The sequence below is a fragment of the Microbacterium sp. Bi121 genome (genome assembly GCF_918698005.1).
GTDB lineage: Bacteria > Actinomycetota > Actinomycetes > Actinomycetales > Microbacteriaceae > Microbacterium.
This window is the reverse complement of the sequence record NZ_CAKKLJ010000002.1, coordinates 334230-352048: the sequence shown is the minus strand read 5'-3', so window position 1 is coordinate 352048 and position 17819 is coordinate 334230. Positions and strand designations below refer to the sequence as shown.

Annotated in this window: 17 protein-coding genes; 10 read left to right on the top strand and 7 right to left on the bottom strand. The window is 68.7% G+C overall.

What is annotated here, in order from left to right; all coding sequences use genetic code 11:
* Nucleotides 1-15 precede the first annotated feature (15 nt).
* Nucleotides 16-1338 carry a hypothetical protein gene (locus tag LQZ87_RS04325; protein ID WP_230102221.1) on the top strand — a complete coding sequence of 441 codons (1323 nt, stop codon included), beginning with the start codon at nucleotides 16-18 and terminating at the stop codon, nucleotides 1336-1338.
* A 54-nt stretch (nucleotides 1339-1392) separates the two neighbouring features.
* On the opposite strand, the gene raiA is transcribed toward LQZ87_RS04325, so the two are convergent.
* From raiA to mtrA, 5 genes are all read right to left on the bottom strand, one after another.
* Nucleotides 1393-2055, bottom strand: a complete 663-nt coding sequence (raiA, locus tag LQZ87_RS04320; protein WP_230102220.1) for a ribosome-associated translation inhibitor RaiA — start codon at nucleotides 2053-2055, stop codon at nucleotides 1393-1395.
* Between the two features lie 113 nt (nucleotides 2056-2168).
* Nucleotides 2169-2810: a phosphoribosyltransferase family protein gene (locus tag LQZ87_RS04315; RefSeq protein WP_230102219.1), complete on the bottom strand. Its 642-nt coding sequence runs from the start codon at nucleotides 2808-2810 to the stop codon at nucleotides 2169-2171.
* Nucleotides 2811-2911: 101 nt separating this feature from the next.
* Nucleotides 2912-4618, bottom strand: a complete 1707-nt coding sequence (locus tag LQZ87_RS04310) for an LpqB family beta-propeller domain-containing protein (protein ID WP_230102218.1) — start codon at nucleotides 4616-4618, stop codon at nucleotides 2912-2914.
* Nucleotides 4615-6303 (bottom strand): MtrAB system histidine kinase MtrB, encoded by a 1689-nt coding sequence (mtrB, locus tag LQZ87_RS04305; protein ID WP_230102217.1) that lies wholly within the window; start codon nucleotides 6301-6303, stop codon nucleotides 4615-4617. The genes LQZ87_RS04310 and mtrB overlap by 4 nt, the downstream gene beginning before the upstream one ends.
* Before the next feature lie 26 nt (nucleotides 6304-6329).
* Nucleotides 6330-7010 carry an MtrAB system response regulator MtrA gene (gene mtrA, locus LQZ87_RS04300; RefSeq protein ID WP_230102216.1) on the bottom strand — a complete coding sequence of 227 codons (681 nt, stop codon included), beginning with the start codon at nucleotides 7008-7010 and terminating at the stop codon, nucleotides 6330-6332.
* A 175-nt stretch (nucleotides 7011-7185) separates the two neighbouring features.
* Between mtrA and LQZ87_RS04295 the strand changes: the two genes are divergently transcribed.
* The 8 genes from LQZ87_RS04295 to aqpZ all read left to right on the top strand — a co-directional run bounded on the left by LQZ87_RS04295 (nucleotide 7186) and on the right by aqpZ (nucleotide 15709).
* Nucleotides 7186-8475, top strand: a complete 1290-nt coding sequence (locus LQZ87_RS04295; RefSeq protein WP_230102215.1) for a hypothetical protein — start codon at nucleotides 7186-7188, stop codon at nucleotides 8473-8475.
* On the top strand, nucleotides 8472-9155 hold the full coding sequence (locus LQZ87_RS04290) for a DUF4129 domain-containing protein (RefSeq protein WP_230102214.1): 684 nt from the start codon (nucleotides 8472-8474) through the stop codon (nucleotides 9153-9155). The genes LQZ87_RS04295 and LQZ87_RS04290 overlap by 4 nt, the downstream gene beginning before the upstream one ends.
* Nucleotides 9152-10336, top strand: coding sequence for a DUF4350 domain-containing protein (locus tag LQZ87_RS04285; protein ID WP_230102213.1), 1185 nt, complete (start codon nucleotides 9152-9154; stop codon nucleotides 10334-10336). Before LQZ87_RS04290 ends, LQZ87_RS04285 begins: the two co-directional genes overlap by 4 nt.
* Before the next feature lie 68 nt (nucleotides 10337-10404).
* Nucleotides 10405-11328, top strand: coding sequence for a MoxR family ATPase (locus tag LQZ87_RS04280; RefSeq protein ID WP_230102344.1), 924 nt, complete (start codon nucleotides 10405-10407; stop codon nucleotides 11326-11328).
* Nucleotides 11329-12636 (top strand): DUF58 domain-containing protein, encoded by a 1308-nt coding sequence (locus LQZ87_RS04275; RefSeq protein ID WP_230102212.1) that lies wholly within the window; start codon nucleotides 11329-11331, stop codon nucleotides 12634-12636.
* A 237-nt stretch (nucleotides 12637-12873) separates the two neighbouring features.
* Nucleotides 12874-13311 (top strand): Fur family transcriptional regulator, encoded by a 438-nt coding sequence (locus LQZ87_RS04270; protein WP_230102211.1) that lies wholly within the window; start codon nucleotides 12874-12876, stop codon nucleotides 13309-13311.
* A gap of 1 nt (nucleotide 13312) precedes the next feature.
* Nucleotides 13313-14809 carry a catalase gene (locus LQZ87_RS04265; RefSeq protein ID WP_230102210.1) on the top strand — a complete coding sequence of 499 codons (1497 nt, stop codon included), beginning with the start codon at nucleotides 13313-13315 and terminating at the stop codon, nucleotides 14807-14809.
* 117 nt (nucleotides 14810-14926) lie between these two features.
* Nucleotides 14927-15709 (top strand): aquaporin Z, encoded by a 783-nt coding sequence (gene aqpZ / locus LQZ87_RS04260; RefSeq protein ID WP_230102209.1) that lies wholly within the window; start codon nucleotides 14927-14929, stop codon nucleotides 15707-15709.
* Nucleotides 15710-15721: 12 nt separating this feature from the next.
* Here aqpZ and LQZ87_RS04255 read toward each other — a convergent pair whose 3' ends face one another.
* Entirely contained in the window at nucleotides 15722-16714 is a 993-nt protein-coding gene (locus tag LQZ87_RS04255; protein WP_230102343.1) for a stage II sporulation protein M, read from the bottom strand.
* Nucleotides 16715-16730: 16 nt separating this feature from the next.
* Here LQZ87_RS04255 and LQZ87_RS04250 point away from each other — a divergent pair, with 16 nt between their 5' ends.
* On the top strand, nucleotides 16731-17540 hold the full coding sequence (locus LQZ87_RS04250) for an RDD family protein (RefSeq protein ID WP_230102208.1): 810 nt from the start codon (nucleotides 16731-16733) through the stop codon (nucleotides 17538-17540).
* 25 nt (nucleotides 17541-17565) lie between these two features.
* On the opposite strand, the gene LQZ87_RS04245 is transcribed toward LQZ87_RS04250, so the two are convergent.
* Entirely contained in the window at nucleotides 17566-17772 is a 207-nt protein-coding gene (locus LQZ87_RS04245; protein ID WP_147037642.1) for a DUF3499 family protein, read from the bottom strand.
* Between the last annotated feature and the right edge of the window lie 47 nt (nucleotides 17773-17819).

The window sequence follows — 17819 nt, the reverse complement described above, 5'->3', positions numbered from 1 at the left end:
AAGTAGGATCGAGCCATGGCAGGTTTCTGGGGCAAGCGTAAACGTGAGCAGGAGGCCGCTCAGGCGGCCCAGGATGCCGATCTGGCGCGCCGGGCCGAGCAGGCTCTCGTCGCAGCGGACGAGCGGATCCGCACCGCCGGTGACGAACTCGCGTTCGCCGAAGCCGAGCTGGGCGTCTCGCTCACGACGGATCTGAAGGCCGCACTCGAGTCGGTGAAGACGCACCTCCGTGAGGCGTTCCAACTGCATCAGCTCAATCACGACGAGATCCCCGACACCGACGAAGAGCTGCGCACCCGCAACGCTCGCATAGTGCAGCTGTGCGAGTGGGCAGAAGACCTCCTCGACGAGAAGACCGCCGCCCTCGCCGACTCGGTGTCGCGCGTACGCCAGGCTCCCCAGATCATCGAACAGGTCCGCAGAGATGCCGAGGCGCTCGCCGCGCGCATCCCGCAGACGCGCTCGAGCATCGAGCGACTCTCGACGCGCTACGCCGAATCGGCGATGCACCAGATCTCGGCATCCGCAGACGAAGCGGAGCAGCTCATCGCCTTCGCCACCCACGGCGCAGACGTCTCGGAGCGCCGGCGCGCCGCGCGACAGAACGAAGAGGCGAACCTCGCGCTCGAGACGGCGACGGAGGCCACCCGCCGCGCCGGCGCCCTCATGGATGCAGTGGAGGACTTCGAGATCGAGGCGCTCCGCGCCGAGTCCACCCTCGCCGAGGTCGTCGCAGACTCGCGCGGAGACATCATCGCCGCCCGGAGCGCTCCGAAGGCGCCCGCCGTCACGGCCGCCGTCGCCGGGCTGGAGCAGGCACTCGAAGCGCTCTCCCCCGCCGGATCCCGCAACGACCCGTTCGCGGAGCTCACCCAGTTGCGCACCGCCAACACCGCCCTCGACGACGCGATCGCCAAGGCGCAGTACCGCGCTCAGAACCCGCTGCCCAGTGTGGCGCAGGTGCAGCACTCGCTGGATGACGCCGACCGGCAGCTCGGCGTCGCCCGAGGACTCATCTCCGGCCACAGGGGCTGGATCGGGGCCGACGCGCGAACGCGGTTCGCCGAAGCAGAGCGCCTCCGCATCGACATCCCCGAGCTGATCGCGCCGGAGGAGACCCGCGAGCAGGCTCTGGCTGCGTCCCGTCGGGTCGCCCAGCTCGCCGCCGAGGCGCTTCAGCTGGCCCAGCGCGACATCGACTCGGCGCGTCCGCAACAGCAGCAGGGCTGGGGCGGCGACGGCTGGGGCGGTGGACGCCGCGGCGGCGGTGGCGACATCATGGGCGGCATCATGGGCGGCCTGGTCATCGGAAGCATCCTGGACGGCATCTTCGACTGAGGGTCAGAACACGGAGAAGGCCCGGCATTGCATGCCGGGCCTTCTCCGATCACGTCAGGATGCGAGCGCCTCCGCGTGCTCAGGCGACGCCTGGGTGGTCAGCGAGATCACGCCGTAGTCCCAGCCCTTGCGCCGGTACACGACGCTGGGGTGATCGGTGCGAGCGTCGACGAACAGGAAGAAATCGTGCCCGACGAGCTCCATGCGATCGACGGCCTCCTCGACCGTCATCCACTCGGCTTCGAAGTTCTTGGTACGGATGACGACGGGCGAGTACTCCTCTTCCTCCTCGCTCTGCACCGGGATCGTACCTGTGGCGACCGCTTGCAACACGTCCACGGATGCCGGCTGCACGTCGATGCCCTCGAGCGAGCCGCTGCCCTTCTCGAAATGCGCACCGCGAGGGTGCTGACGACCGTCGACCCGCTTCTCCTTCGCGCGGCGCAGCTGCTCGGCGAGCTTGTCGACCGCGAGGTCGAGGGCGACGAACTTGTCTCCGTCGACGGCCTCGGCGCGAACGATGGGGCCCTTGCCGACCAGCGTGAGCTCGACGGTCTCATCCGGTACGCGTCCGCCACGATAGGCGCGATGCGTCACCTTCACATCCAGCCTCTGCGCCTTCGCGGCAAACTGCTGAACACGGGCGATCTTCTCTTCGACAACGGTTCGGAAGCGATCGGTGATACCCACCCCGACGCCAACGATGCTTGTTTCCATTGCTGCCTCCTTGTCCCGGTCCTCCCGGCCAAGGGCGGACCGTGGTCGCCTTGTGGTCCCCTACCGTAGTCCGCGTTTCCCTCGATGTCACGGTTCCTTCACAATGTGTTCCCTCAGAATTCTCGTCGGCGCGGCGTCGCCGCCAGAGTGACGGCCCCGCACACCCGGAAACCTGCCGCTGTCAGCGCCCTGGCGGCTTCGTCGAGGGTCGATCCGGTGGTCACGACATCGTCGACGACGACGACGTCACCCGCGTCCCGGGCGTGTCGCGCCCGCATGCTTCCCGTCACGTTCCGGCGACGCTCCTCGACATCGAGGTCACGCTGGTCCCTGGTTCGTCTGGTCGGTCTGAGAAGCCGTGCGGGTGCAAGCCCTGCACGCCGCAGGAGCAGGTCGGGCACCCGGTACCCGCGACGACGGAACGACGCCGCGCTCGTCGGCACCGGCACGAGCAGCGCATTCGGATGGACGGCGAGCAGTCCTGCCGCCGCGTCCGCGAGGGCCGCGCCGAGAGGCCGCGCGAGCAGGGTCTCACCGTCCTCCTTCACCCGGCGGATGCAGCGCGCGACGATGCCGTCGAAAGCAAGCGCCGAGATGACCGGCATCCCGTCGGGGGTCGAGGTGTGCACCGGCTCAGCGGTGAGCGCCGCTCGACACTCATCGCACAGCAGCGTCCCCGGCGCATCGCATCCGGCGCAGCATCCGGCCAGCACGAAGGCCGCGATCTCGTCCGCCAGCGCCGCCCACAGTGCCATGTCTCTACGGTGACGTCCTGCGCGCGCACCGCGCGACGCCGAGCGCACGACCTGCGGACGACGCGCTCCTGTGCAGGACGAGTCGCCTGCCTGGCGCGCGCCTACTGTCCGGCGTGCGTGCCGAGCACCAGCACTCCGGAGAGCCCCAGCTGCCACGTCGTGCCGCGCTGGGCGTACAGCACGCCCTCATCGCCGAGGATGCGCAGCGCGGAGTTCGTGCGGCCGCCGGAGAGCATGAGGGCGCCGCTGGGCGCGGCAGCCGCGGTCCCTGGGCCTCCCACGCTCTGCGTGACCACGAGATGAGCGGACTCGTCCTGAATGAGGACGCCGAGAGCGTCCTCGCCGATCCACGACAGCGCAAGGGGTGTGCCGTCGATCTGCGCCACCAGGTGCACATCGCCGAGCGCGACCGGCGCGTGCGCGTCGTCGCGGGTGATCGCGGCGAGCGCGATCCAGCGCTGGCCGCCGACGCTGATCACGGCTGCCAGGCGCACGCCGTCGGACGCGACGCGCAGCTGCATGATGGATGAGGCACCGGGGAATGCCTCTGCGACCTTGACCGAGGTGACATCGGACCGCCAGGCCTCGACGTCGTGCGGCGACGCCCTCGGCACGGTCCAGGTGTAGCCGTACGGGTCTATCGACGGCGCGATCTGCCCCGGTCTGGTGGGGATCTGGTTGACCTGCCCGTCTTCGACGATGTAGATCGCGCCGTTCTTGAACTGCATGGCCGCCAGCGAGTCATCCGCTGCGACATCCACGGCAGCGACCGACGAGGCGACCTCGATGATCTGGTCGCTGATTCCGTCGTACGGCGTGATCTCCTGCCCGACGAACGATCCGAACGCGTCTTCAGTGAGGACGACGGGGCTGGACTCGGCGCGTCCCGTCTCCACGGCGGCCGTTCCCGCACCGAGATCGCGACCGTTGACGAGCAGCCGCACCTCGGTCACACCCGCCGGCCGGAGAGTCGCCTCGAGCTGTGTCCGCATGCGAGAGAGCTGCCGATCGTCCAACGCCGCCGCCGCGGCCGTCAGTTCTACGGTGGCGATCTTCTCGGGGCTGATCGGCACCGAGTCGCTCGCCAACGAGACATCACCAGGAAATGCGCTGCGGACCGCAGGAGCGAGCCACTCGCCAGGGCTTCCGTCGAGCAGCGCCTGCGTGAGGGTGGTCGCGATCGTCTGCCTGCGCGGATACCACCGGAGGTCAGGCACCAGGTGCGTCCAGCTCTGATCGAAGTACTGCAGTGGATATTGCCGATACACCTGTTCGAACGCGCCGGCATCCAGCACGATGCCGTCCGCCGCCTCGGTGATGCGCCACTCCCCCTCGTCGTTCTTGGCGACGGCGAAGGATGCGACGGATTCGTCTCCTGGCAGTTCGGCGTACGCGCCGTCCTCATCGACTCGGGCGACGAGGTCGAGCACCACGCTCACGTCGCCCGTTTCGGCGTCGTCGCTCTCCAGATCCGATGAGAACTCCCGCATTCCGGCGCCGGAATCGATCGTCACGCCGGCGCTGGGCCGCCAGGTCGCCGCGAACTCAGGGCTCAGGAACTCCCGTGCGATCGCCCACCCGTTGTCTGGCGTGAGCGCAGCGTCCAGGAATCCTTCGACGATCTCTGCCGGGCTCGCCCCCTCGAGCGGCCTCGCGGCGATCTGGCTGATGTCGGGGTCGAGGTCGACGTCGTCCAGGACGAGCCCCACGTTGACCTCTCCGGCGCTCGGCAGACTCGTGCATCCGGCGAGGACGGCGGTCAGCGCGGCGAAAGCCACGATGCTCAAGCGGCGATGCCAACGGGTCATGAGTCGTCCTCCGATCGTGCGTCGAAGTACATCTCGCGCAGCTCCGTCAGCTGAATGGGCTGTGTCAGCGGACCGACGTCCGCGATGCTCTCCTGCGGCTCGAGCGACACGGGTGAGGTGCCATCGCGCTGCGCAGGATCACGCGGGATCGTCAGCACGAAGTTCGTGCCGACGGTGAGCTCGGACCAGACCGCCAGGGTGCCGCCGTGCAGCGTGGCATCCCCCAGCGCGATCGACAGCCCCAGGCCCGTTCCGCCGATCGTGCGCTGGCGCGAGGGATCGGCGCGCCAGAACCGGTCGAACACGCGCTCGGCGTCCTCCGGTGTCATGCCCAGGCCGAAGTCGCGGACGCCGACGGCGACGGCGTACTGGTTGCTGTCCACCGTGATCACGATCGGATGCTGCTCCCCGTGCTCGATCGCGTTGCCGATGAGGTTCCGCAGCACGCGGCGCACGCGCCGCGGGTCCATCTCGACCGGCGAATATCCGCCCGGTGCGACCAGACGCAGCTCGGAGCCGCGCTCTTCGGCGAGCGGACGCATCTGCTCGATGACATCCTCGGCGAGCTCGGCGAGGCTGGTGGCGTCCAGCTCGAGCTGCACGGACCCCGCGTCGTAGCGGCTGATCTCGAGCAGGTCGCTCAGCAGCGTCTCGAACCGCTGGACCTGCGTGTAGAGCAGCTCGGCGGTGCGGGAGGTCGTGGGGTCGAACTGGTCACGCTGATCGTTGAGCATGTCGGCCGCGAGCCGGATGGTCGTCAGCGGCGTGCGGAGCTCGTGCGAGACGTCCGAGACGAATCGCTGCTGCACGAGCGAGAGCTCGCCGAGCTCTTTGATCTGGGCCTCGATGCTGTCGGCCATCGCGTTGAACGACTGTGCGAGCGTCGCAAGCTCGTCCTCGCCGTGCACGGGCAGCCGCACGTCGAGGTCGCCCGCCGCGAGCCGGGCGCTGGTCTCCGAGGCTTCGATGATCGGCTTGGACACGAGGCGGAGCACGAGCCACGAGATCACCGCCACGATCGCGATGAGCACGAACCCGGCCGCCCACAGCGTGCTCTGCACGAACTGCAGCGTCTGCTGCGAGTCGGCGAGGTCGTACGCGATGTACACCTCGAACGCGCCGACGCCTGGCAGGAACAGCTGCTGGCCGACGACGATGCCCGGCGCCACCGACCCATCGGGCATGGGGATGGCGATCGACTGCCACGACTGACGGTCGGGGAACGACACCACGCGCTCGCGCAGGCCGGGGCTGATCAGGTCGGCGCTCAGATCGGTGCGGAATCCCTGCACGCCGCTGCCGACCGGCGTGTCGTCGATCGGAGAGGCGTAGACGCGCGACGACGAGGACGCCCGCGGGATCGTCTCCTGCACATCCGTCCACAGCGCACGCAGGCCGGAAGGGTCGTCCGTGACCTCCGCCGCGTCGACGCGGTTCTGCGCCTCCGCGACGGCCCGCAGCGCATCGGAGAGCACCTCGTCACGGCGCGACTCGAACAGGTTGTTCTGGATCACCAGGGCCATGATCACGCTGGTGATGAAGATCGCCATCGTGGTCAACAGCAGCGTGATCGTGATGGTGCGGAACCGCAGCGAACGACGCCACAACGTGGCGGCGACCTCCGGCCAGCTCCGCGGATCGCGCCACACCACGGCGGCCGTCGGCGTCGCGCTCGTCGCGATCAACGCGCGCTCCTCATCGGTTCGGGTCCCTAGCTGACGCTCCCGGCCCGGTAACCGACGCCGCGGACCGTCATGACGATCTTCGGCGCGTCCGGGTCGAGCTCGACCTTGGCGCGCAGGCGCTGCACGTGCACGTTGACGAGTCGCGTGTCGGCCTTGTAGTGGTAGCCCCACACCTGTTCGAGCAGCATCTCGCGCGAGAACACCTGCTGGGGCTTGGATGCCAGCGCCACCAGCAGCTGGAACTCGAGCGGCGTGAGAGGGATCGGCGTGGTGCCGCGGCGCACTTCGTGCGCGTCGACGTCGACGACGAGGTCGCCGATGCGCAGGATCTCGCTGATCGCCTGGGTGACCGGGCGCAGCCGGGTGCGGATGCGCGCGACGAGCTCCTTCGGGTTGAAGGGCTTGACCATGTAGTCGTCGGCACCGACCTCGAGACCCCGAACCACGTCGGCCGTGTCGCCGCGAGCCGTGAGCATGATGATCGGGATGCCGGATTCGGCGCGGATGCGGGTGCAGATCTCGATGCCGTCCATACCGGGGAGCATGAGGTCGAGGAGCACGAGGTCAGGGTGCTGGGTGCGCCACTCCTCGACGGCCTCCGCACCATCGGCGCAGAAGACGGGCTCGAAGCCCTCGGTGCGCAGCACGATGCCGATCATCTCGGCCAGCGCGGTATCGTCGTCGACCACGAGGATCCGTGAGGTCATCTGATCCCAGCCCCATCTTTCTACCCAGGCGCGCCGCCGTTCGAGTGAAGGCTGAACGCGGTCGTTCCCCAGCGTACTTCATGACAACATTTCGATCACGGTAGCGCTTCCGATCCGTTCACGGCGGCAGGCGACGGATATGACACGATGGTCGTGCACCTGGGAGGGGAGCTCGATGAGCGCACAGAACTGGACACCGGCGGTCAAGGCCGGACTCGTCCCGCTCCATCCGCTGACGTTCGGCGCCCTGATCGGAAAGCCGTTCGCCGCGCTGCGGCACAACCCCAAGGTGCTGTTCGGGTTCGCGATCGTCATCCAGCTCGTCATCGCCGTCGTCACGCTCGTCGTCGTCGGCGCCGTGGCACTCGCCACGTTCGCTCGCATCGAGTCGCTGTCGCCGAGCAACCCGGATTTCTACCCCGTGCTGTGGGGGACGATCGCCATCAACGGCCTCGTCGTCCTGGCGATGAGCTTCGTGAGCCTCGCGTTCACCGCGGTCATGCAGGGCGTCGTCGCGGCCGACATCGGCGAAGCCGCACTGGGACAGAAGGCCCCGCTCGGACGCCTCTGGAAGCGGATGCGCCCTGCGTTCTGGCGCCTGATCGGCTGGAGCCTGCTGCAGGCGCTGGCCGCGATCGTCCTCATGGTCGTGATCGGCGGGATCATCGCCCTCGGCGTGATGGCCGGCGTCGGCGGCTCCGGCGAGGGCGTAGCGGTCACCGTGGTGATCGGCATCCTCGTCGTCCTGGCCGCGATTCCGCTCTGGGTGTGGCTGAGCACGAAGCTGCTCCTCGTCCCCTCCGTGCTCGTCCTCGAGCACGCGCGACTGCGGCCCGCCCTGGTGCGGTCATGGCGACTGACCCGTGGCAGGTTCTGGAACACCTTCGGCGTGATGTTCCTGATCAGCATCATCATGAGCATCGCAGTGAGCGTCATCAGCGTTCCGCTGTCGCTGCTCGGCACGCTGCTGCTGCCCGTGATAGCCCCCACCGGCGGTGCGGACGAGGTCACGACCTTCGCGATGGGGATGCTCGCCGGCGTCGCCCCGCAACTGCTCGTGTACGTCCTGCAGGCCGTCGCGATCGTCGTGCAGTGCGCCGCCGGTGCGTTCATCTACCTCGACTGCCGCATGCGCTACGAAGGTCTCGACCACAGCCTGATCACTTATCTCGAGCGGCGCGACCTCGGCGCGACGGACGCAGAGCTCGGCGATCCGTTCGCCGTCGACCCTGAGCGGGCCGTCAGCAGCGCCCCACCGCCCGCGCAGACTCCGCAGTACGCCGCGTCTCCGGTGGGCTGGGATCAGTACGCGGGGGCACCGCAGTATCCGGCGCAGGAGTATCCGGCGCAGCCGATTCCGCAGTACCCGCCGCAGCCGTATGCCGCGGGCGAGGCACCCCCGCCCGCTCCATACGCCCCACCGCAAGCTCCTCCGCCACCACCGCCGGGGCATCACGGGGCATGATCTTCCTCGCCAGCCTTCTCGCGAACGATCCGTACGCTCCGGACGGTGACGACGCGCGCCGTTGGGCCGAGCAGGAGCTGCAGAATCCGCGCTACGCCGATGCGAAGCCGACGTGGTTCGACTACCTGGCGGAGGACATCGCGGAGTTCGTCTCCGGGCTCTTCTCGCCGGACACGGGGCAGCAGGTCGGCAGCACTGCCCTCGTGATCGTCACGGTCGTCATCGTCGCCGCACTCATCACGGTCCTCATCCTGTGGGGACGACCGCGCGCCTCGCGACGGGTGAGGCGCCGCGGCGGCGAGCTGCTCGGGGAGCGCGACGACCGCACAGCGTCGCAGCTGCGAACAGACGCCGAGCGCAGAGCTCGAGAGGGCGACTGGGACGCGGCGACGGTGCTGCGCTTCCGTGCGCTCGCACGCGGTCTGCTCGAACGCGACATCGTCGACCCCGCGCCCGGTGCGACCGCGCAGGCGATCGCACGCGAAGGCGCTGCCGAGCTCGGATCGCTGCACGCAGAACTCGCCGCCGCGGCGAGCGCGTTCGATCAGGTGCGCTATCTGCAGCATCCGGCATCCGAGAAGAGCTACCGCGAGCTGGTGAGCATCGACGATGCCGTCTCGAAGGCGCATCCCGCCGTGCGCGGGCCCGAGCAGCGCTCCCCCGAGAGCGTGCCCGCATGACCGACATAACGGTTCTTACGACCGGCACCGCGGTTCGCGAGAAGGGCCGACTGCGCTCGGTCCTGGGCTGGGCGGCGATCGCTGCGGCCGTCGTCGTCTTCGCCCTGATCATCAGCGCGCTCTCCTTCGGAGCCCCTGATTCCCGCGATGGTCTGGATCCCGAGAGCGCCAAGGATTCCGGCACTCTCGCCCTGGCCGAGCTGCTGCGCGATCAGGGCGTGGAGATCACCGTGGCGCGTACCCGCGGGGACGCGCAAGCTGCGATATCGGACGACACCACCCTCGTGATGGCCGATCCGTACGCCCTGTCGGACGACGCGGTCCGAGAGCTCATCGAACCTGCGAACCACACGGTGCTCCTCTCCAGCGCCTCACGGATCCTGCGTCTGCTCGACCTCGGCGAGAATGCGGCCCCGCCCGTCGCCGAGGCGCTCGCTGCGGGTTGCGATGTGCCGGAGTTCGCCAACATCGGCACGGTGCGACCCGACCGCTTCTTCGCGCCGGCGGACGGTGTCACCGGATGCTTCTCTGACGACGGGGCCGCCGGGCTGCTCATCGATGATCGGGCCGGCATCCGAACCGTGATGATCGAGGGTGCGTCACTCTTCAGCAACGAGCATCTCGCCGAGAACGGCAACGCGGCACTCGGGCTCGCGCTTCTCGGTCAGACCGGTCACGTCGTCTGGTACGTGCCATCGCTCGCGGACACCGACATCGAAGCGCAGACGCCAGACACGCTCGCGAGCCTCACCCCACCCTGGGTGACGCCGGCGATCCTCCTGCTGCTGCTCGCCGGGATCGTCGCCGGCATCGCAGGGGGTCAGCGGTTCGGCCCCCTCGTCACCGAGACGCTCCCGGTCACGGTTCGCGCATCCGAGACGATGCACGGACGTGCGCGCCTGACGGCCAAGGCGGGCGACGCGGCGCATGCCGCCGCCGCGCTGCGGGACGGCTCGCTGCGGCGCCTCGCGACGCGTCTGGGCCTGACGGCTCGCTCGACGCCCGTCGAAGTCGCGGATGCGGCATCCGATCGTCTGCGCATACCGCGCGGCTCCCTGCACGACCTCCTCGCCGGGCCTCTGCCCGCCAACGACTCCGAACTCGTCGACACTGCCCGTCGACTCGCAGAACTCGAGACGGCGGTCGATTCCGCCGTGCACGTGGAAAGGAACACCCAGTGACCGATACAGACGAGTCCGTGACCGGCGCCGCTCCAGCAGCGTTCGATGACGCTCAGCTGCGCAAGGCCATGCACCGCGTGCGCACCGAGGTCGACAAGGCCGTGGTCGGCCAGGCAGGAACCGTCACCGGACTTCTGGTGTGCCTGCTCGCCCGCGGCCATGTGCTGCTCGAGGGCGTACCCGGTGTCGCCAAGACGCTGGTCGTGCGATCGTTCGCGCGGGCGCTGGGTCTGGACACCAAGCGCGTCCAGTTCACCCCCGACCTGATGCCGGGTGACGTCACGGGTTCGCTCGTGTACGACGCGAGAACCGGCGAGTTCGAGTTCCGCCAGGGGCCGGTGTTCACGAACATCCTGCTCGCCGACGAGATCAACCGCACCCCGCCCAAGACCCAGGCCGCTCTGCTGGAGGCGATGGAGGAGCGGCAGGTGTCGGCCGACGGCGAGAGCCGCGACCTGCCCGACCCCTTCCTGGTCGCTGCGACGCAGAATCCGATCGAGCACGAGGGCACGTATTCTCTGCCCGAAGCGCAACTCGACCGCTTCCTCATGAAGCTCGTCGTGGGGATGCCGGAGCGCGACGCCGAGGTCACGGTGCTGCGGCTGCACGCCGGCGGCTTCTCGCCGCGCGAGCTCACGGGCGTCGAGTCGGCCGTCACCGCGGAGGAGATCCGTGCCGCTCAGGATGCAGCGGCCCGCGTCGAGGTCACCGATGAGGTGCTCGGCTACGTCGTGGACCTGGCCCGTGCTACCCGCCAGTCCCCGTCCGTGCTGCTGGGCGCGAGCCCGCGCGCCTCGACCGCGCTGCTCGCGGCCGCGAAGGCGTGGGCGTGGCTGAACGGGTCCACCGCAGTCACCCCCGATCATGTGCAGACCATGCTCGTTCCGGTCTGGCGGCACCGACTGCAGCTGCGACCGGATGCCGAGATGGAGGGCGTCTCGGCGGACGCCGTGCTCGCATCGGTGATCCAGCAGACCCGGGTGCCGATCTAAGTGTTCATCACCCTCCGCCTCGCCCTCCTCACCGGGATCGGACTCGTCCCCGTCGTGGCCCTCGCCATCGCGGGTGCACCGGTGTGGGCGGTCATCGGCGGATGGCTCGTGCTGTGCGGCATCCTGCTCGCGATCGACGTGTCCCTGGCGGCGAGCGCCCGTACGGTCACCGTGACCAGACGAGTGCCTGCGCGTGCTCGCATCGGCGAGCCGATCGACGCCGAGCTGGTGCTGCACAACCACGGACAGCGGACCCTGAACGCGCTGATCAGGGACGCCTGGCAGCCGACGGCCGGGGCGAGTCCCGAGCGGATGCGGTTCGTCGTTCCAGCCGACGAGCGGCGCCGGCTGACCGTGCCCCTCCTCCCCCGTCGTCGCGGCGAGCTCGTGAGCACCTTCGTCTTCATCCGCTCGCGGGGGCCGCTGGGCCTCGGCGGCAGGCAGGCCAGGCATGAGGTGCGCGGCGCCCTCCGCGTGCTGCCGGCATTCGCCTCCCGCAAGCACCTGCCGTCACGTCTGGCGCGGTTGCGTGAACTCGACGGCAACACCAGCATTCAGGTCCGTGGGCAGGGCACCGAATTCGACTCGCTGCGCGAATACGTCCGAGGCGACGACGTGCGCTCGATCGATTGGCGCGCGACCGCCCGCGCGGGGACGACGATGCTGCGCACCTGGCGACCCGAGCGCGACCGGCACGTCGTCATCCTGATCGACACCGGACGGACCGCGGCCGCCCGCGTCGGCGACAGCACCCGTCTGGATGCCGCGCTCGAGGCGTCCCTCCTGCTCGCAGCCCTCGCCGCGAGAGCGGGCGATCACGTGCATCTGCTGATGTACGACCGCGTCGTGCGCGGCCGCGTCACCGGCGTCGACGGCCCCGGACTCCTGCAGGCGATCACGGACGCCATGGCACCGGTGCACGCCCGGCTCGTCGACACCGACTGGGGCGGTGCGTTCGCGGCGATCCGGACGCTCACCACACGGCCGTCACTGATCGTCGTCCTCACCGCGCAGGACGCCGCCGAGTCCGCTCGCAGCTTCCTGGGCGCGTTCCCCAACGCCTCTCGCGCCACGACCGTGCTCGTCGGCTCCGTCACCGACGATGCGGTCGGAGAGCTCGCCATGCGGCGCGACTCCCGCGAGGACATCTATCTCGCGGCCGCCGCAGAACGCACCATCCGCGATGCGGAGAACGTCGCGGATGCCATCCGTCGCGCAGGCGGCGAGGCCATCGCCGCCGATCCGGAGGAGCTTCCGCCGAAGATCGCCGACCGGTATCTCGAACTCAAGGCCGCCGGACGTCTCTGAGGTCGGAGCATCCGCCCGGTCTGTTCAGGTCGCAAAATTCGCCGCTGTGAGCCCGTCACAGCGGCACGATTCGCTACCTGAACGACCACCGCTGTTCTGTGGAGGACGATCCAGACCCTCGGGTCGCAGATATCGCCGCTATGCGTGCGCGACACCGACACAGTTCGCGATCCGAACCCCCACGGCAACCGAGTTTCCTTTTTGTGAATGATTCAGAAAAAGGCTACAATGGATGCGATGACAATCGCCGCCCCGCATGAAGCACCCGAGCGCCTGCGCGCCGCTGGTCTGCGTGTCACGGTGCAGCGCGTCGCCGTTCTCGAAGCATTGGCCGCTCGGCCGCACGCCTCGGCGGAGACCGTCTTCTCCTCATTGCGCGACCGGCTCAGCGGTGTGGCCCTGCCCACCGTTCACGGCATCCTGGGCGACCTCACCGGCGCTGGAATCGTGCGCAAGGTGAGCCTCCCCGACGCCGGCAGCGCCCTCTACGAGGTGCAGGACGAGTTCGACAACCACCACCACCTGCAGTGCGTCGAATGCGGCCGCGTCGAAGACGTCGCGTGCGCCGTCGGCGAAGCCCCCTGCCTGCATCCGTCCCACGACCACGGGATGCGGATCATCGAAGCCTCTGTGACCTACCGAGCCATCTGCTCCGACTGCGAAAGGAAGAAGTGAAATGACTGACAAGACTTTCACGACCACCCAGACCGGAACACCTGTCGCCAGCGACGCACACTCGCTGACGTCCGGTCCCGACGGGATCACCGCGCTGCACGACCGATACCTGGTCGAGAAGCTCGCCTCGTTCAACCGCGAGCGCGTGCCGGAGCGCAACCCGCACGCCAAGGGCGGCGGAGCCTTCGGTGAGTTCGTCGTCACCGAGGACGTCTCGCAGTACACGCGTGCTGCCGTCTTCCAGCCCGGCGCCACGAGCGAGACGCTGCTGCGCTTCTCGTCGGTCGCCGGCGAGCAGGGCTCCCCCGACACGTGGCGCGACGTGCGCGGATTCTCGCTGCGCTTCTACACCACCGAGGGCAACCTCGACATCGTGGGCAACAACACCCCCACGTTCTTCCTGCGCGACGGCATGAAGTTCCCCGACTTCATCCACTCGCAGAAGCGCCTGACCGGCTCCGCCCTGCGCGACGCCGACATGCAGTGGGACTTCTGGACGCTCTCCCCCGAGTCGGCCCACCAGGTCACCTACGTCATGGGCGATCGCGGTCTGCCGCGCTCGTGGCGCCACATGAACGGCTACGGCTCGCACACCTACCAGTGGGTCAACGCCGAGGGCGAGCGCTTCTGGGTGCAGTACCACTTCCTCACCAAGCAGGGCGTCGAGCCGATGTTCTCCGACGAGGCCGAGCGCATCGCCGGCCAGGACGCCGACTACTACCGTCGCGACCTCTACGAGGCGATCGAGAACGGCGATCACCCGTCGTGGGACGTCTACGTTCAGGTCATGCCCTACGAAGAGGCCAAGACGTACCGCTTCAACCCGTTCGACCTCACCAAGACGTGGTCGAAGAAGGACTACCCGCGCATCAAGGTCGGCACCTTCACGCTGAACCGCAACCCTCGCAACTTCTTCGCCGAGATCGAGCAGGCCGCTTTCTCGCCGGGCAACCAGGTACCGGGCACCGGCATCTCGCCCGACAAGATGCTCATGGCCCGCGTGTTCGCCTACCCGGACGCCCAGCGTCACCGCATCGGAACGAACTTCAACCAGCTGCCGGTCAACCAGCCGCATGCCACCCACATCAGCAACTACATGCATGAGGGCAACATGCAGTACCACTTCAACACCGCAGAGCACCGGGTCTACACCCCGAACTCCTATGGTGCGGCCGGTGGCCCCGAGGCCGACCCGCAGCGCGGTGTCGAGGCGAGCTGGGAGAACGACGGCGCGCTCATCCGCACGGCGGCGACCCTGCACGCAGAGGACGACGACTTCGGCCAGGCGCGCACGCTGATCAACGAGGTCTTCACCGCCGAGGAGCGCCAGCGCTTCATCGAGACCCTCGCCGGTCAGTACGACGCGCTGACCGTCCCTGCGATCCAGGAGCGCTTCTTCTGGTATTGGGGCCAGGTCGACCAGAAGGTCGCTGATGACGTGCGCGCGCTCACCAGCCGTGCGTTCGACAACGCGGAGCCGGTGGGCGTCGGCGAGTGAGCCGCTGATTCCCTGAATCGTCGATTCGCGCGTGGGGTCGGATGCTTCGGCATCCGGCCCCACTAGCATGTGCCCTGAATTCGATCGATCCCGGTCGAACCGACGAGAGGGAATTCCATGAGCGAAACGCTCGCTGAAGCTGCAGCTCCGGTCCCGTCCACCGGATCCAAACTGACCGCCGAAGCTCTCGGCACCTTCCTGCTGGTCCTCGGCGGCGTCGGCACCGCACTGTTCGCCTCCAACCACTTCACCGACCCGGGCTCAGGCTCCGCCGTGTATGTGGCCGTCGCCTTCGCCTTCGGCCTCACGGTGGTCGTCGGCGCCTACGCGTTCGGCCCGATCTCGGGCGGACACTTCAACCCCGCTGTCACGCTCGGTGTCGCTGCCGCAGGACGCCTCCCGTGGCGCGACGTACCCGGCTACATCATCGCCCAGGTCGTCGGCGGCATCGTCGCGAGCACGATCCTCGTGCTCATCGGTCTGTTCGGACCGGACGGATGGCTCACCACCGCACAGGACGCCGGATTCGCCAGCAACGGCTGGGGAGAGCACTCCCCCAGCGGATTCGGCATGTGGGCGGCCATCATCATCGAGATCGTACTGACTGCCGTGTTCCTGTTCGTGATCCTCGGCACGACCCACAAGCTGCGTCCGACGCCATTCGCCGGGCTCGCGATCGGACTCACGCTGACGCTCATCCACCTCATCAGCATCCCGGTGGACAACACCTCGGTGAACCCGGCACGCTCGATCGCCGCGGCGATCTACGGCGGCGTCGGTCCGCTCTCGCAGCTGTGGGTGTTCATCGTCTTCCCGATCGTCGGCGCAATGCTCGCCGGCGTCGCGTACAAGACGCTGCTCGACGGCACCGTCGTGCACGACGCCAGGAAGCGCGCCTGACGCGAGAAACGCTCAGCCGGCGGTGAGCTGCGGGGTCCCTGCTTCGTACTCGAGGAGGTCTCCGCGCTCACCGCGCCGGTACGCACGACGCCCGACCAGCAGCATGTAGACGAGGAACACCGCGAGAGCGGCAGCTCCGATCCCGATCTTCACCGGCCACGGAAGCGACCAGCCGGTGACGAAGCCCTCGACGAGGCCGGACAGGAACAGCGCGAACACGAGCCCGATCGCCACGGTCGCCAGCGCCCTGCCCTCTTCGGCGAGGGCTGCGCCTCGGGTACGACGGCCGGGAGCGACCCACGCCCAGAACAGGTGCAGGCCGGCGGCCGCCGCCACGAAGATGCTCGTGAGCTCCAGCATCCCGTGCGGCAGGATGTACAGCACCATGACGTCGAGGCGGTCGTGTGCGGCCATGATGGCGGCGGAGACGCCGACGCCGAACGCGTTCTGCACGATCACGTACACAGGCCAGACACCCGTGACGCCGAATAGCACGCACTGCGCGGCGATCCAGGCGTTGTTGGTCCACACCATGCCGGCGAACACCGCCGCAGGATTCTCGGTGTAATAGCCGGTGAACGTCTCCTCGGCGTACTGCTCGAGGAAGTCCGCCGGCCCGAGTGTCGCCACCAGCGCCGGATCGCCCGAGATCCAGGCCGCCACCAGTACGGTGATCGCGATGAAGACCACGGCGATCACGAGGGTGGTCCAGCGCAGCCGGTACAGAGCCGCCGGGAGCTGGTCGACGAAGAACCGGGCGATCTGGGTCAGGATGCTGTCGGACGCACCGGTCAGGCGCAGGCGCGCCTTCGAAAGCACGGATGACACGTACGCGCCCTGCGGCGAGTCCCCGACCGAGGTCTTGAGCTCGGCGAGATCCGCGGATGCCGCGCGATAGCGCACGATCAGCTCATCGACGCCCTCGCCGTCCAGGCGCGCGCGGCTGAGCTCGTTCAGTCGTTCCCACTCGGCGCGGCGCGCATCGGCGAGAGCATCGGCATCCACCTGATTTACTGTACTCATGTCCACGCCGATCGACACCGCCGACGAGGTCCTCTCCGGCGAAGCGGTCGCGATCGACGTCCAGCCGCTCGGATTCTTCATGCGGGCCCTGGGCTCGCTGATCGACATGGCCGTCGGCTGGGTGCTGTTCGCGCTCTTCATCTGGCTCCGCACGTGGCTGGTGGTCTCCGGCATCATCGGCGGTTCGATCGACGGCATCCTGACCGTCGCCGCCCTCGTCGTCTGCTTCGTCGTCGTGCCGATCGTCGTCGAACTGGCCACACGAGGCAGGAGCCTGGGTCGCCTGGCCGTCGGCGGCCGCATCGTGCGGCTGGACGGCGGCGCGGCAGGCTTCCGTCACGCGTTCATCCGCGCGCTGATCGGCGTCCTCGAGATCTACATGACGGCGGGCGCCGTCGCGATCCTGTCCGGAGCCTTCACCGCACGCTCACAGCGACTGGGCGATCTCGTCGCGGGCACGTACAGTCAGCGTGTGCGAACGCCGAAGCTCGTCCCGCTCTCGCCCGTGATGCCGCCCGCATTGGCCGGATGGGCGCAGATCGCGGATGTCGCGCGGATGCCCGATCGACTGGCGCGACGGATCTCCCAGTTCCTGCAGCACGCCGAGCGGATGTCGCCCGCCGCTCGCGCTCGCGTCGCGCACGATCTCGTTGCCGAATCGTCCGCGTACATCTCGCCCCAGCCGGCGGCGCACCCCGAGCAGCTGCTCGTCGCCATCACGGTGCTGCGCCGCGAGAGGGAGCGCAGGGCACTCGCGATAGCGGATGCGCGGGCTGAGAAGCTGACCGGCCGACGCGTCGGGGTCTGACGCTTCGATCAGGACGTCAGGGCCGTCAGGCGCGCAGCGCCTCGTGGCGAACGACGATCCAGCCGGCCGGCACAGACAGCCGGTCGGCGTGCTGCGCGCACAGGTCGTGGGCGTGCGGATGATCAGTGCCGCCGAGCGGCCCGAGAGCGGCCATCTGGTCGCCGTAGTCGAACGTCAGCGTGGCCACAGCCTCGCGTGCGCAGGTCACCTTCGAGCAGAGTCGTCCGTCCATCTCCATCAGCGTAGGCCGCGCGACCGGTCCGGTCGGGATGCCGCGCG